We start from the raw sequence: 13,846 nt of genomic DNA, 5'->3' as shown, positions 1-13,846 counted from the left end.
CCGTGACGCCGGCAGGAAAGCGCGCTCAGCCGGCGTCCAGCACCAGCACCGACTCGGCACCCGGCGGCGTGAAGCTGCGGGAACCGGTGTTCGAGAAGCTGCCCACCGCCGCATACGTGCCGGTGGTGGCCCGATACCAGCGGGCGCGCACGTTCGCCGGCGCGAGGGCCGCCATGTTGACCGTGATGCTGCCCGTGCCGGGCACCCACACCATCGCGAAGCTGCCGTCGCCGGCACGTGCCGGGCAGATGCGCGAGGCGCCCGAGCCGAGGCCGCTGGTGACCAGGCTGCTGTCGGTGCGCGGCACCAGCAGCTGCCAGGGGTAGGCGGTGAACAGCGCCTTCACATGGCCCATCTGCAGCGTGACCGGCGTGCTGAGGAAGTCGCGCAGTGCGGCGGCCGCGCCGATGCCGCCGTTGGCATTGGGCTCGCCGAAGCCCCACAGCGGGAAGGTACCGAAGAAGTGCCCGCAGGCGCCCGACAACAGCGCCTGGTAGGCCTGCAGGCGGCATTGCGCATCGGTCTGTGCGTTGCCGTAGGCGCCCTCGATCAGGAAGAACGGCACCGGCCCGCTGCGCGCATAGGCCGCGGCCGCATCGTCGTAGCTGATGCCGTCGCCGCCGCAATAGATGTTGTTGAGGTTGAACCCCGGCTGCCCGTTCCAGACCGTCCAGGCTTCCGTGTTGCGACCGCCGTGGCCGGTCATGAGGTCGGTGGTGCGCACCGAGCGGATGCCGGTGTGGATGTTCCACTGCTTGGCCGGATCCGGCGGGTTGTAGTCGCCGCCGGCCACCCAGACGATGTTGCCCTGGCGGTAGCGGTTGGCGAGGAAGGCGCCAAAGGCCTGCAGGCTCGCATTGGGGGCCTGCCGCACCTCGCCGTCCCAGCCCTGGTCGCCCGGCGCGCCAGAGCCGCCGCCAAAGCCGAGGTAGGTGTGGGTGATGAAACACACGATGCCGCGAGACCTGGCGCCGTTGACGATGTAGTCGACCGTCTGCCAGTAGGTCTCGTTCGGCTTCGTGAAGTCCGTCATCGTGGTGAACGGATTCGCGCCGGACTGCGCATTGCGCCACGGCGGCGTCTGGCTGCTGAAGTAGTGCTCGAAGCACTCGAACAGGATCGCGTTGAAACCCTTGGCCTGCCGGTCGTTCAGGTAGGTGTCGATCTGCGCATGGGTGCACTGCACTTCGAGCGACCACGGCGTGTCGCCGTGGATGAAGAACGGCTGGCCGTTCGCATCGACGAGATGACGCCGGTTCGGCGAGATGGCGAGCGGGAAGGCCACCGGCCCGGGAGGCGGTGCTGGCGTGGGGGACGGCGTCGGCGAGGGGGTGGGCGACGGCGCGGGCGATGGCGTCGGCCCGGGGGTAGGCGACGGCGTCGGCGAGGGCGTCGGTGAAGGCGTCGGCGACGGCGCTGGTGTGGCCGTCGGTGTGGGAGAGGGCACCGGCGTGGGCGTCGGCGGCGGCGAAGGCTTTTCGGACTCCGCGGGCGAAGATCCTCCGCAGGCCACGAGCCCGCGAGTGGCGGCAAACAGGGCCGCAGCCATCGACAGGCGGCGGCGGGTGCTGTTCTTCATCGGTGATTCGGCAGGGGGTTCAGCTCAGGCCAGCAGCGGCCACTGCTGGTCGCGCTCGGCCACGTCGCGCGGCGGCAGCGGCCAGGCCACCGCGATGGCCGGGTCGCTGTAGCGCACGCCCTTCTCGACGCCCGGCACGTAGAACGCGTCGGTCATGTAGAGGAACTCGGTGCCGTCTTCCAGCGCCTGGTAGCCGTGCGCCACGCCGGCCGGGATGAACAGCGCCTGCCGGTTCGCGGCATCGAGCCGCGCGCAATACACCGCCCGGTAGCTGGGCGACGCCGGCCGCATGTCGACCAGCACGTCATGCACCGCGCCGGCCACGCAGCGCACGAGCTTCTGCTCCTCGTGCGGGTGTTCCTGGTAGTGCAGGCCGCGCACCACGCCGGCCTGGTGCGTGCGCGCCAGGTTGCACTGCGCCACATGGAAGGTGATGCCCTGCGCCTCGAACTCGCGCTGGCAGAAGGCCCGGGCGAACGAGCCCCGTGCATCCACGCGCGGCTCCAGGTCCACGAGGTAGGCGCCGGCGATGGGGATGGGCGTGAAGATCATGGCCGCCTTCAGGCGTTGGGCGCGATGGCCATGAACCGCTCGATGTCGGCCAGGCTCACCTGGCGCATGTCGTCACCGGCCTGGTAGCGGCGGGTCCAGTCGACGATCCAGCGCAGCGTGGTCTTGAGGTCGAGCTTCGGGCGCCAGCCGAGGTGGGCCCGCGCCTTCGATGCATCGAGCTTCAGGAAGGTGCTTTCGGGCGGACCCGGGTTGGCATCGCGCTTCCATTCGAAGCCCACGCCCCACATGTCGTAGAGCTGCTCGATGATCCAGCCCACCGTTCGCTCGCTTTCCTCGGGCGGGCCGAAGTTCCAGCCGCTGGCGAAGGCATGGCCGTCGGCAAACAGGCGCTCGGCCAGCATCAGGTAGCCGTGCAGCGGCTCCAGCACGTGCTGCCAGGGGCGCGTGGCCTGCGGGTTGCGGATCAGCGTGGGCTCGTCCTTCAGCAGCGACCGCATGATGTCGGGCACCAGCCGGTCGAGGGCCCAGTCGCCGCCGCCGATCACGTTGCCCGCGCGTGCGCTGCCCACCACCGCCGCCCCCTGGTGGCGCTCGGCGCTGAAGAAGGAGTTCTGGTAGGAGGTGACCACCAGTTCGGCGCAGCCCTTGCTGCCGCTGTAGGGATCGTGGCCGCCCAGGCGCGAGTCCTCGCGGTAGCCCCAGACCCATTCCTCGTTGTAGTAGCACTTGTCGGAGGTCACCACCACCACCGCCTTCACAGACGGCGCGCGGCGCACCGCGTCGAGCAGGTGCACCGTGCCCATCACGTTGGTCGAGAAGGTCTCGACCGGGTGCTCGTAGGAATAGCGCACCAGTGACTGGGCCGCCATGTGGATCACGATGTCGGGCCTGGCTGCGGTGAGCGCCGCCTCGAGCGATGCCAGGTCGCGCACGTCGCCGTGGTGCGAGTCGCACACTTCGGCCACGCGGGCCATCTCGAACAGGTTGGGATCGCTGGGCGGGTTGAGCGCGTAACCGGTCACCTGGGCGCCCAGGTGGTTCAGCCACAGGCACAGCCAGCTTCCCTTGAAGCCGGTGTGTCCGGTGACGAACACGCGTTTGCCTTTCCAGAATGCGGGGTTCAGCATGGTTGTGGTGAGGGATCAGGGGAAAGAGGAAGCGGCTCAGGCAAAGCGCCGGATGGCAGGCTGCACCGGGCGGCCGACGAGGTGCTTGTCGATGCCTTCGTCGAGCGCGCGGCGATAGACCTGGAAGGCCGCGGCGAAGGCATCGACGGTCTGGTCGATGTCGGCCTCGGTGTGCGAGTAGTTCACGACCAGCGAGGTGGCGAGCACGCCGCGGTGGATGAGCTGCTGCATCAGCAGCGTGCGGAAGGGCTGCGAGGGCTGACCCGACGCATCGCGCGAGCCGAACACCAGGCAGCAGGGCTGGCCGAGGATGGGCACCTGCTCGGCCACGCCGGCCGAGGCCGCAGCCTCGCGCAGGCCGGCGGCCAGCCGGCTGCCGCGCTGCCACAGCGTGTCGATCACCGGCTCGTCGCGGTAGACCTTCATCGTGGCCAGTGCGGCGGCGAGCCCGTGGGTTTCGGCGCCGTGGGTGGTGGACAGCAGGAACACCCGCTCGCGGTCGTGGTCGGCGCCGCCCAGGCGCATCAGCTCGCGCTTGCCGGCCAGCGCCGACACCGAAAAGCCGTTGGCCAGGGCCTTGCCGAAGGTGGACAGGTCGGGCTCGATGCCGTAGCGGGCCTGCGCACCGCCGGCATGCCAGCGAAAGCCGGTGATCATCTCGTCGAGGATGAACACCGCGCCATGCCGGTCGCACAGCTTGCGGATGCCTTCGAAGAAGCCCGGCGCGGGCGCGGTCTCCTTCTCGGCCTCGAGCACCACCGCGGCCAGCTTGCCAGGGTGCTGCTCGAACAGCTTCTCGAGGCTCGCGAGGTCGTTGTAGTTGAACTTGACGGTCAGCTCGCGGGTCGCCTGCGGAATGCCGCCGGGCATGCCGGAGGCGCCGATGAACCAGTCGTCCACCGAGAAGAACGGGTGGTTGGCGCAGATGGCCACCATGTCGCGCCCGGTGTGGGCCCGCGCGAGCTTGAGCGCGCCGGAGGTGGCGTCGGAGCCGTCCTTGCAGAACTTGACCATCTCGGCGCGCGGCACGAACTCCAGGAAGGCCTCGGCGCATTCGAGCTCGATGGCGGCCGGCCGCACGAAGTTGGCCCCCAGCCCGAGCTGCGCCCGCGCCGCCTCGACCACCGGCGCATAGGCATGGCCCAGCGTCACCGCGCGCAGGCCCGAGCCGTATTCGATGAACTCGTTGCCGTCGACGTCCCACACCCGGCAGCCTTCGCCGCGCACGATGTAGGGCGCCATGCCTTCGGGGTACTGGTCGTCGCCCTTGGCATAGGTGTGGCAGCCGCCGGGAATCAGCTGGTGGAAGCGCGGTCGCAGCTCGTTGGAGCGGTCGAAGGTCTTGCGGTTGGTCATCTCAGTGATCCATTGCCAAACATTTCGCACAACGCCTGCGCCCCAAGCAAGTGGCCGCCGTGGATCCGGCTTCGCCGGTCCACAGGGGGCGCCCCCTCGAGGGGGTGCGCCGCAGGCGCTACGCGGGTGGTCATGTCAGCATGAGCTTGCGCGAGTAGAAGGCCTCGGCATAGCCGCTCGGCGCATTGCACTCGATGCCGCGCAGCCGCATCAGTGCCTCGAAGGTGGACGGCGTGAACCACTGCTTCGAGTGCTGCGTCCTGAACACCTGCATCAGCACCTCGACCTTGCGGCGCACCGTGTCGGCCGACAGCGGCACGAACACCGACGGCGAGCCGAGGCCGCCGTCGTACTTGGGGATCTCGTATTCGAGGATGACGTGGTTGCGAAAGGTGTTCCAGGCCAGCTCGCCGACCACCCGGTGGTCCTGGTGCAGCTCCTCACGGGCATGGCAGAACACCACGTCCGGCTGCAGGGCCTTGAGTTCCTCGAAGTAGTCCTTGATGGCGGGCGCCTCCGAAGGGAAGTAGGCGCCGCGGAAGTCCTTCACCACCACGTTCGGGTTCTTCACTCCTTCGAGCATCAGGGCGGCGGCCTCGCGGGCTTCGGCGGCGCGTTCGGCCCCCGAGCTCAGCACGACCCAGTGCACTTCGGCGCCCGGGTAGCGGCGCAGCAGCTCGACCACCGTGCCGCCGCAGCCGATCTCGATGTCGTCGCAGTGCGCGCCGATGAACAGGAAACGCGGCGCGCGGCCGCCGGGGAGGTTGAAGCGAAGGTCGAGCATGCGCGGATCAGCGGCCGTTGGGGCCGTTTCCCTTCCAGACCATCCACGGGCAGTTGCCCTGCGCTTCCATGCGGTCGTAGGTGATCTTTTCCTTGAAGGTGTCCATCTGCTGCCAGAAGCCGCTGTAGCGGTTCACGGTGAGCAGCTGCCTGTCGATCAGCCGGCGGAACGGCTGCTCGACCAGTTCGTCGCCCTCTTCGATGTAGTCGAAGATGTCGTGGCGGAAGACGAAGTAGCCGGCGTTGATCCAGAACTCGGAGCCGCTCAGCTGGCCGAAGCTGGTGACCAGGCCGTCGTCGTTCGAGTGCACGCAGTGGAAGCTCTGCGAGGTGCGCACCGCCAGGAAGCTGGCGACCTTCTCCTGGCGCTTGAAGTCGGCGATGTGCGCATCGAGCGGCAGGTCGGTCAGGCCGTCGGCGTAGTTCGCCAGGAAGGCTTCCTCTCCCTCGAGGTACTTGCGCACCCGCAACAGGCGCTGCCCGATGTTGGCATGCAGGCCGGTGTCGACGAAGGTGATGCGCCAGTCGTCGATGTCGCGCTTGAGCAGCTCGACCTTCTTGCCGCCTTCGGACATGACGAAGTCGTTCGTCAGGCACTCGTTGTAGTTCAGGAAGAACTCGCGAATCATGTCGCCGCGGTAGCCCAGGCACAGGATGAAGTCCTTGTGGCCGAAGTGCGCGTAGTAGCGCATCAGGTGCCACAGGATCGGGCGGTATCCGATGTTGACCAGCGGCTTCGGAATGGTGTCCGAGTGCTCGCGCAGGCGGGTTCCCAGACCCCCGCAGAACAAGACGACTTTCATGGTGCTTCCCGTACTTCTTGAACAATGGGCCGCGGCCCGTGGGGTCAGCGGCCGAAACGCTGGACCTGCTCGACGCGCAGGCGGTCCACCAGCCGGTCCTTCGGCAGCTCGACATCGGCATAGGTGACCGGCTGGTCGCGTGCGATGTCGCGCTTGAGCCGGCAGTCGAGCGACACGGCGATCGGCAGGTGGTTCTCACGCTGGCAGACCTCGTAGCGCTCCACCAGGCCGTAGCAGGTGAAGCCGCCCATGCCGTCGAGCCGCTCGCCCGCCTTGAGGTCGCGCTTGGCATAGGCCACCGTGTCGCACACCGGCGCGCCGCGCGGCGTGATGGTCGGGTCGTTGAACAGCGCCGCCCGTGCCACCGAGTGCTGGATCTGCCAGGGCGGCAGGTGATAGGGCGTGTAGAACATGTACAGCGGCCCGTCGCCCATCTTGAGATAGGCCATCAGCTTGCGCTTCTCGGGGTGCTCGTTGCGGCAGATGACGAAGGCGCCGGTGTGCGGCGCCGCGCCCAGCGCGTACTCGACCAGGCCCTCGCGGGCGAAGTCGTCGGGCGACACCATCTTCAGCATGTCCTTGATGTCGGCGCAGGGGTAGCCCTTCATGCCGCGCACCTGCGGCACGAAGCCGGTGGCGTTGCCCATGATGGCCGCCTCGAGCGCGAGCTTGGAGCCGTCGGCGAACGAGGCCAGCACCGCCGGGTTCTGGCCCAGCTTCGCAGCCAGCTCGCGCTGGGTGTCCGGGTTGCGGTAGCGGTCGAGGAAGCCCTTCAGCTGGCCCATCAGCACCGGCTCGTAGCCCATGCTGTCGAGGAAGCGGTACAGGTTCATGCCGACGCCGGGTTCGTCGCCGTCGGTGTAGCTGTAGACCACGCCGGCGCGGTCGGCATAGGTCTTGAGGATGGGGCCGACCGACGCATCGACCTCGGCGCCCAGCAGGATGACGTGCTTGCCGTTGCGGATGGCCTCGAAGCACACCTGGGTGCCGAACTCGACATGGCCGGTGGTTTCGATGATGACGTCGACCAGGCCGCACTGGCATAGGGCGAACGCGTCGTCGGTCACCACATACTGGTTGCGTGCGATGGCCTGCTCGAGCTGTGCCGCCGTCGAGGCGCGCGCCACGTCGTCCACGCCGGCGTCGCGGTACGCGCGCTCGGCCTTCTCGAGGGTGCGGTTGGCCATGGCCACCAGGCGCATGCCCTGCACGGCCGTGACCATCTGCAGCGCGATGCACCGGGCCATGTAGCCGCTGCCGACCAGCGCCACTCGGACGGGGTTGCCCGCTGCAGCGCGCTTCGCCAGCGCGGTGTCGACGATGATCATCGGAGCCCCTCTCTCATTCGAGTCGTGACTATCTCAAATGCGATAGCGCATCGCTCCCCCCGGAGTCGGGGGACAACCCCCTTGTTTTGTGCACTCCTGGCGGGGTCGCTTGCTAGACTGAACTCATATCGAAGCAGTCTTCGCTGACAGGCTTTCCCGCGAGCGAAAGTCGCAAGAACAATGACGTCCCCGGCTCCGCTCGTCTCCATCGGCATCCCCGTCTACAACGGCGAGCGCTTCCTGGCGCGGGCCGTCGAGTCGCTGCTGGCCCAGTCGCTGCCGGACTTCGAGCTCATCATTGCCGACAACGCCTCAACCGACGGCACCCAGGCGCTGTGCGAGGCGCTGGCGCTGCGCGACGCGCGCGTGCGCTACGTGCGCCACCCGCAGAACATCGGCGCCCCCCGCAACTGGAACTGCCTGGTCGAGCTGGCGCGCGGCCGCTATTTCAAATGGGCGACCGCCAACGACCTGCACGCACCCACCATGCTGCAGCGCTGCGTCGACGTGCTGGAGGCCGACCCGGGCATCGTCCTGTGCTATGGCCACACGCAGCTGATGGATGAAACCGAACGCCCCATCGAGGTGTTCCAGGGTGACATCGACGTGCAGATGCCCGCCCCCAGCGAGCGCTTCACCGCGGTGTGCACCGGCATGACGCTCAACAACGCGATGTGCGGCGTGGTGCGAACCGAGGTGCTGCGCAAGACCGGGCTCGACCGCCTCTACCCGTCGGGCGACATGGCGCTGATGTCCGAGCTCGCGCTGCACGGCCGCCTGAAGCTCCTGCCCGACGTGCTGCTCCACCGCCGCCAGGGCAAGGGCACCTTCACTTCCATGCTGACGCCGCTGCAGATCCAGCGGGTCTACGACCCGCTGGCCCGGGCGCCCATGCGCTTCATCCACGGCCGGCGCCACCTCGACAACTTCTGCTGCATCGCGCGTGCGCCGATCGGGTTCAACGAGAAGCTCAAGGCGTTCCGCACCGCGCTGCGGCTCCTGGCCTGGGACCGCACCCACCTGTGGCGCGAAATGCGCTCGGCGGTCGGCCCGCAGCCCGCACCATGATCCACCCTCTTCAACTGTCGGCCGGCCCGCGGCCCGAGGCGCGCGTGCGCGTCGGCCTGCTGGGCATGTATGCCAGCGCCAACCTGGGCGACACCGCGATCCAGATGGCCGTCATGCAGGCGCTCACCGCGCGCCGTCCCGAGCTCGAATTCATAGGGCTGTGCACCGCGCCCGAAGACGCAGTGCGCACCTTCGGCATCCGTGCGCGCCACCTGTCCTGCGAGCACGGCATGCTGGTGCCGCACGTCAACGGCTCGGTGCAGGCGGTGCCGGCCGCCGCCGATGCCGGCATCACCTTCGATCGGCTGCCCGCTCCGGTGGCGCGCTGCCTGTCCGCCTGGCGCATCCACCGCCAGATGCGCGAGCTCGACATGCTGCTGGTGTCGGGCAGCGGGCAGATCGACGACTTCTGGGGCGGCCCCTGGGAACAGCCCTTCCGCCTGCTCGCCTGGACCGCCGCGGCACAGCGCCAGCACAAGCCGGCTGCGGTGTTCGGCGTCGGCGTCGACCAGCTGCTCACGCGGCTGGGCACCGCCTTCTGCAAGCAGGCCCTGCAGCGCGCGCAGATGCGGGTGCTGCGCGACGCCGGCTCGCTCGACGCCCTGCGTGCGATGGGCCTGCAGGCCGACATCGACGTCTGTCCCGACCCGGCCTTCCACCTGCAGCCGCCCCCGGCGCACGCGGCCTCCGGCCGCTTCGCGGTCATCAGCCCGATCGCCCGCAACGCCTGGCCAGGCGGCATAGAGCCCTACGAGGCCTATCTCGCGGCACTGGCCGCCGCGGCCGACCACCTGCAGCGCCAATCGGTGGAGGTGCGTTTCGTCTGCTCCCAGACCCGCATGGACCCGCCCATCATCGATCGCGTGAAGGAACGCATGAAGGGCGACGTTGCCGCCACCCGCGTGATGGACGCGAGGACGGTGGACGAATACATGCATGAAGTGGCCGATGCACTGGTGGTGGTCGGCTCCCGGCTGCATGCGGTGATCCTCGCGCTGGTGGCCGGCGCGCCGGTGGTGGCGGTGTCCTACGCGCGCAAGGTACAGCGCCAGATGCTGGACATCGGCCTGGGCGACTACCTGCTCGACATGCACGACGTGCAGGCCGAGCACCTGCAGGCCCGCATCGACCGGGCGCTGCACGAACAGGACGCCCTGCGCGCCCACATCCGCTACAAGACCGCCGAGTTCCGTGCGCAGCTCGACCTGCGCTTCGACCGGCTCGCTGCACTCATTCCGGCCGCCGGCCGATGACACCCGCACCACCCGTGCGAGGGGTGGTCGCAAGGGGGTGGCTCCCTACAATCTCGCTCTTCTGAAGGCCCTGCAAACCGCTGCACCGCAGCGCCCGGCGCGGGGCTCGCCAGGCAACCGATTGGATCCACGCTGTGAACGTCGAACAGGAAGTCATCAAGACCTTGCGGTCGGTTCTGAACCTCGAAGCCTCGGGCGTCGAGCTCACCGGCAGCACCGCGCTGCTGGGCAGCATCGCCGAGCTCGACTCGATGGCGGTGGTGTCCATCCTCACCGCGCTCGAAGAACGCTTCGGCATCGTGGTGGACGACGACGAGGTCGACGGACGCACCTTCGCGTCGGTGAGCAGCCTCGTCGACTTCGTGCAGTCCAAGCTGTGAATCCCGCGCAACCGGTGGTCCAGTCGGCGGCCTTCGTCGCCGGCGCCACGGGCCTGCGGTTCAGGCTGGTCAGCGAGCCGGCCGGCGGCAAGGCGCGCGGCACCGTGGTGCTGGCGCATGCCTTCGCAGAAGAGATGAACAAGTCGCGGCGCATGTGCGCGCTGCTCGCCCGCGGCCTCGCCGCCGACGGGTGGCGCGTGGTGCAACGCGACCTCGCCGGCTGCGGCGACAGCGCCGGCGAATTCCGCGATGCGAGCTGGGCCGAATGGATCGAAGACCTCGAGGCCGAGCTCTCACCCCTCGACGGCTCCGCGGCGCCCACCTGGCTGTGGTGCCTGCGCGGCGGAGCCCTGCTCGCGCCGCCCCTGCTGGCGCGGCGCCCCCAGGTGAACCTGCTGCTGTGGCAGCCCGCGGTGTCGGGCGCACAGCACCTGCAGCAGTTCCTGCGCCTGCATGCCGGCGCCCGCATCGTCGGTTCGGCCAAGGGCTCGGGCGAACAGCAGACGCCGGCCCAGATGCTGCGCTCCGGCCACACCGTGGAGGTGGGCGGCTACGAACTCTCGCCCGCCCTCGCCGGCGGCCTCGACCAGGCGGGCTTCGACCTGCCGGCAGGTTTTGCCGCTCGCGTGGTGTGGTTCGAGCTGTCGGCCGACGAACACCCCGAGCCCTCCCCTGCCGCCACCCGCACCGCTGACCGCCTGCGAGAGCGCGGCGTGAACGTGGAGCTGGAGGCGCTGCACGGGCCGCTGTTCTGGCAGACCCAGGAAATCGAGGCGTGCGAGGCGCTGCTGCAACGCAGCCGCGCCTGCATGAATGCCGCGCCGCCCTCGTCGCGCGGGGCGGCAACGCTGCTCGCCGCCGGCAGCGGCGGGCTGGCCCATGGAGCTGCTCATGGCTGAGGCAACGCCATCAGCCGGCCCGATCGAGGAAGTGCTGGGCTTCGAATGCGAGGGCTGCTCGCTGTGGGGCATCGTCTCGCGCCCGCCGGCGGGCGTGGCGCAGGCGACCACTGCGGTGGTCATCGCGGTGGGCGGGCCGCAATACCGTGTGGGCAGTCACCGGCAGTTCGTGCTGCTCGCGCGCCGGCTGGCCGCCGCCGGCTACCCGGTGCTGCGCTTCGACTACCGCGGCATGGGCGACAGCCCAGGTGACCAGCGCAGCTTCGAAGGCGCCGGCCCTGACCTGCGCGCAGCGGTCGACGCGATGTGGGGCACCTGCCCCGGCGTGCGCCAGGTCGTGGTGTGGGGGCTGTGCGATGCCGCTTCGGCGGCGCTGATGTTCGCCACCGAAGACGCGCGCGTGGCGGGCATCGTGGCCGCCAACCCCTGGGCCCGCAGCGAAGCCACGCTGGCGGTGGCGCAGGTCAAGCACTACTACGGCGCGCGGCTGCTGCAGCGCGAGTTCTGGGCCAAGCTGCTGCGCGGCGGCATCGACTGGCGCGACTCGCTGCGCTCGCTGCTCGACAACCTGAAAGGCGCGCGCCGGCACTACCTGAAAAGCAGCCCGGCGGACCATGCCTCGTTCCAGACGCGCATGGCACGCGGCCTGGCGCGCTTTCGCGGCGGGGTGCTGCTGGTGCTGAGCGGCAACGACCTGACCGCCAAGGAGTTCCTGCAGTACGCGGCCTCCGATGCCGCCTGGAAGGGCCTGCTGGACAAGCCCAACATCCACCGCGTGGACCTGCCGGAGTCGGATCACACCTTCTCGACCCGCAGCTGGCTGCAGCGCGTCGAAGACGAAACGCTGGCCTGGCTCAGGACGCTGGGCACGCGACAACAAACTCAGTGAGGGCGAGCATGAGAGGGCTTTGCGGTTGGTTCACGGAAGGCGCTGCCGACGGCGCAGGCGCAGCACCCGGCGAGGTGCTGCAGCGCATGCTCGGCGCGAGCCCCATCCCGGTGGAGTCGGTGGAGTCCCGCGCCTTCCCGGCGGCAGGCCTGGCGGTCTTCGGCAGCGTGGCGCGGCCGCGCCTGGTCGAGGTCGACGGCCTGTTCCTCGCGGTGGCCGGGCACCCGCGACTGCTGGGCGGGGGCGGCTCGCGCAATGCAGACCTGGCCGAACTGGCCCGTGCCCTCATCACCCGCGGCAAGGAGGCGCTGGCCGACATCGGCGGCGACTTCGCGCTCGCCGCCTGGGACGGCCGCAGGCAGCGCGGGCTGCTGGCCGTCGACCGCATCGGCGTGCACCAGTTGGTCTACACCCGCGTGGGCGACGCGCTGGCCTTTGCCACCACGCTCGACCTGCTGGCGGGCTTCCCCGGCGCGAAACGCACGCTGTCGTCGCAGGCGCTGTACGACTACCTCTACTACCACGTGGTGCCGGGCCCGCAGACGGTGTATGCCGACATGCAACGTGTGCCGCCCGGCCACTGCATCGAGTTCGGCGCCGGCTCCACCGCGGCGCAGCCGCGGCCCTACTGGCGCATGCGCTTCACCGAGGAACTCGACCTGCCGGTCGACGAGCTGAAGCGCCAGTTCACCGAGCTGCTGCAGGCGTCGGTGCGCGAGGCGGCCGACGGCGCTGCGAGCGGCGCCTTCCTGTCCGGCGGCACCGACAGCTCCACGGTGAGCGGCACGCTGGGTCGGGTGAGCGGCCAGCCCGCACGCACCTTCTCGATCGGCTTCGACGTGCCGGGCTACGACGAGACCGCCTACGCCCGCATCGCCGCCCGGCATTTCGGCTGCGACCATCGCGAGTACTACGTGACGCCGAAGGACGTGGTCGAGACGCTGCCCAAGGTGGCAGCCTCCTACGACCAGCCGTTCGGCAACGCATCGGCGGTGCCGGCCTACCACTGCGCCCGCGTGGCCCGCGAGAACGGCGTGATGCGCATGCTGGCCGGCGACGGCGGCGACGAGCTGTTCGGCGGCAACGAGCGTTATGCGAAGCACCACCTGCTCGGCCTCTACGGGCGCGTGCCCTCGGCGCTGCGCGGCGGCCTGATCGAGCCGCTGGTGTCGCTGCCGGGCGTGGGCGCCCTGGCCCCGCTGCGCAAGCTGCGCAGCTACGTCGAGCAGGCCAGGCCCGCCATGCCGGCGCGCTACGAGTCCTACAACCTGCTGCAGCACCTGGGCGTGGGCGAGGTGCTGACGCCGGAGTTCCAGGCAGCCATCGACACCGGCCACCCTCGCCAGCTGCTCACCGAGGCACATGCCCCGTTCGCCGGCGACAGCCTCATCAACCAGATGCTGGGCATCGACCTGCGCTTCATCCTGGCCGACGGCGACCTGCCGAAGGTGACGCACATGTGCAACCTGGCCGGCGTGGACGTGACCTTCCCGCTGCTGGACGACCGCATCATCGACTTCTCGCGCCAGCTGCCTTCGGACCTCAAGCTGCGCGGCACCAAGCTGCGCTGGTTCTTCAAGCAGGCGCTGCTCGACTTCCTGCCGCCGGAAATCATCACCAAGCAGAAGCACGGCTTCGGCCTGCCGGTGGGCCACTGGCTGCTGGAGCACAAGCCGCTGCTCGACCTCGCGGTCGACAGCATCAACCTGCTCAAGCCGCGCGGCATCGTGCGGCCGCAGTTCGTGAACCAGCTGCTCGACGTGAAGCTGAAGGAACACCCGGGCTACTTCGGCACCATGGTGTGGATCCTCATGATGCTGGGCCTGTGGCTCGACTCCCGCAAGCTCTGAACGGCCCGGCGGGGCGCA

The 13,846-nt window shown here is 69.5% G+C and carries 13 protein-coding genes; 6 read left to right on the top strand and 7 right to left on the bottom strand.

Going from position 1 to position 13,846, the window contains the following annotated elements; genetic code table 11:
- Positions 1-25 precede the first annotated feature (25 nt).
- The 7 genes from E8D38_RS16815 to E8D38_RS16785 form a co-directional block, all read right to left on the bottom strand.
- Complete coding sequence (locus E8D38_RS16815; protein WP_181179182.1) at positions 26-1,285, bottom strand: apiosidase-like domain-containing protein; 1,260 nt, start codon at positions 1,283-1,285, stop codon at positions 26-28.
- A gap of 318 nt (positions 1,286-1,603) precedes the next feature.
- Entirely contained in the window at positions 1,604-2,131 is a 528-nt protein-coding gene (locus E8D38_RS16810) for a dTDP-4-dehydrorhamnose 3,5-epimerase family protein (RefSeq protein WP_140633376.1), read from the bottom strand.
- 8 nt (positions 2,132-2,139) lie between these two features.
- Positions 2,140-3,219 carry a CDP-glucose 4,6-dehydratase gene (rfbG, locus tag E8D38_RS16805; protein WP_140633373.1) on the bottom strand — a complete coding sequence of 360 codons (1,080 nt, stop codon included), beginning with the start codon at positions 3,217-3,219 and terminating at the stop codon, positions 2,140-2,142.
- 36 nt (positions 3,220-3,255) lie between these two features.
- Entirely contained in the window at positions 3,256-4,575 is a 1,320-nt protein-coding gene (locus tag E8D38_RS16800) for a glutamate-1-semialdehyde 2,1-aminomutase (RefSeq protein WP_140633370.1), read from the bottom strand.
- Positions 4,576-4,705: 130 nt separating this feature from the next.
- Positions 4,706-5,359: a PIG-L deacetylase family protein gene (locus E8D38_RS16795; protein ID WP_140633367.1), complete on the bottom strand. Its 654-nt coding sequence runs from the start codon at positions 5,357-5,359 to the stop codon at positions 4,706-4,708.
- A gap of 7 nt (positions 5,360-5,366) precedes the next feature.
- Entirely contained in the window at positions 5,367-6,161 is a 795-nt protein-coding gene (locus E8D38_RS16790) for a sugar phosphate nucleotidyltransferase (RefSeq protein ID WP_140633364.1), read from the bottom strand.
- Between the two features lie 44 nt (positions 6,162-6,205).
- Positions 6,206-7,489, bottom strand: coding sequence for an NAD(P)H-dependent oxidoreductase (locus tag E8D38_RS16785; protein ID WP_140633361.1), 1,284 nt, complete (start codon positions 7,487-7,489; stop codon positions 6,206-6,208).
- A gap of 180 nt (positions 7,490-7,669) precedes the next feature.
- Here E8D38_RS16785 and E8D38_RS16780 point away from each other — a divergent pair, with 180 nt between their 5' ends.
- The 6 genes from E8D38_RS16780 (at position 7,670) to E8D38_RS16755 (ending at position 13,828) form a co-directional block, all read left to right on the top strand.
- Complete coding sequence (locus E8D38_RS16780) at positions 7,670-8,557, top strand: glycosyltransferase family 2 protein (RefSeq protein WP_140633358.1); 888 nt, start codon at positions 7,670-7,672, stop codon at positions 8,555-8,557.
- A complete protein-coding gene (locus E8D38_RS16775; protein ID WP_140633355.1) occupies positions 8,554-9,810 on the top strand; it encodes a polysaccharide pyruvyl transferase family protein in 1,257 nt (418 codons plus the stop codon). Before E8D38_RS16780 ends, E8D38_RS16775 begins: the two co-directional genes overlap by 4 nt.
- Before the next feature lie 134 nt (positions 9,811-9,944).
- Entirely contained in the window at positions 9,945-10,190 is a 246-nt protein-coding gene (locus E8D38_RS16770) for an acyl carrier protein (RefSeq protein ID WP_140633352.1), read from the top strand.
- Positions 10,187-11,089: a hydrolase 2, exosortase A system-associated gene (locus tag E8D38_RS16765; RefSeq protein WP_140633349.1), complete on the top strand. Its 903-nt coding sequence runs from the start codon at positions 10,187-10,189 to the stop codon at positions 11,087-11,089. The genes E8D38_RS16770 and E8D38_RS16765 overlap by 4 nt, the downstream gene beginning before the upstream one ends.
- Positions 11,082-11,978, top strand: a complete 897-nt coding sequence (locus E8D38_RS16760) for a hydrolase 1, exosortase A system-associated (protein WP_140633346.1) — start codon at positions 11,082-11,084, stop codon at positions 11,976-11,978. The genes E8D38_RS16765 and E8D38_RS16760 overlap by 8 nt, the downstream gene beginning before the upstream one ends.
- An 8-nt stretch (positions 11,979-11,986) precedes the next feature.
- On the top strand, positions 11,987-13,828 hold the full coding sequence (locus tag E8D38_RS16755; RefSeq protein ID WP_140633342.1) for an asparagine synthetase B family protein: 1,842 nt from the start codon (positions 11,987-11,989) through the stop codon (positions 13,826-13,828).
- Positions 13,829-13,846: the final 18 nt, after the last annotated feature.

Source organism: Methylibium rhizosphaerae, assembly GCF_006386545.1.
In the GTDB taxonomy this organism is placed as follows: domain Bacteria; phylum Pseudomonadota; class Gammaproteobacteria; order Burkholderiales; family Burkholderiaceae_C; genus Pseudorivibacter; species Pseudorivibacter rhizosphaerae.
The sequence above is the reverse complement of the archived record's forward strand: the minus strand, read 5'-3'. Positions and strand labels throughout refer to the sequence as shown.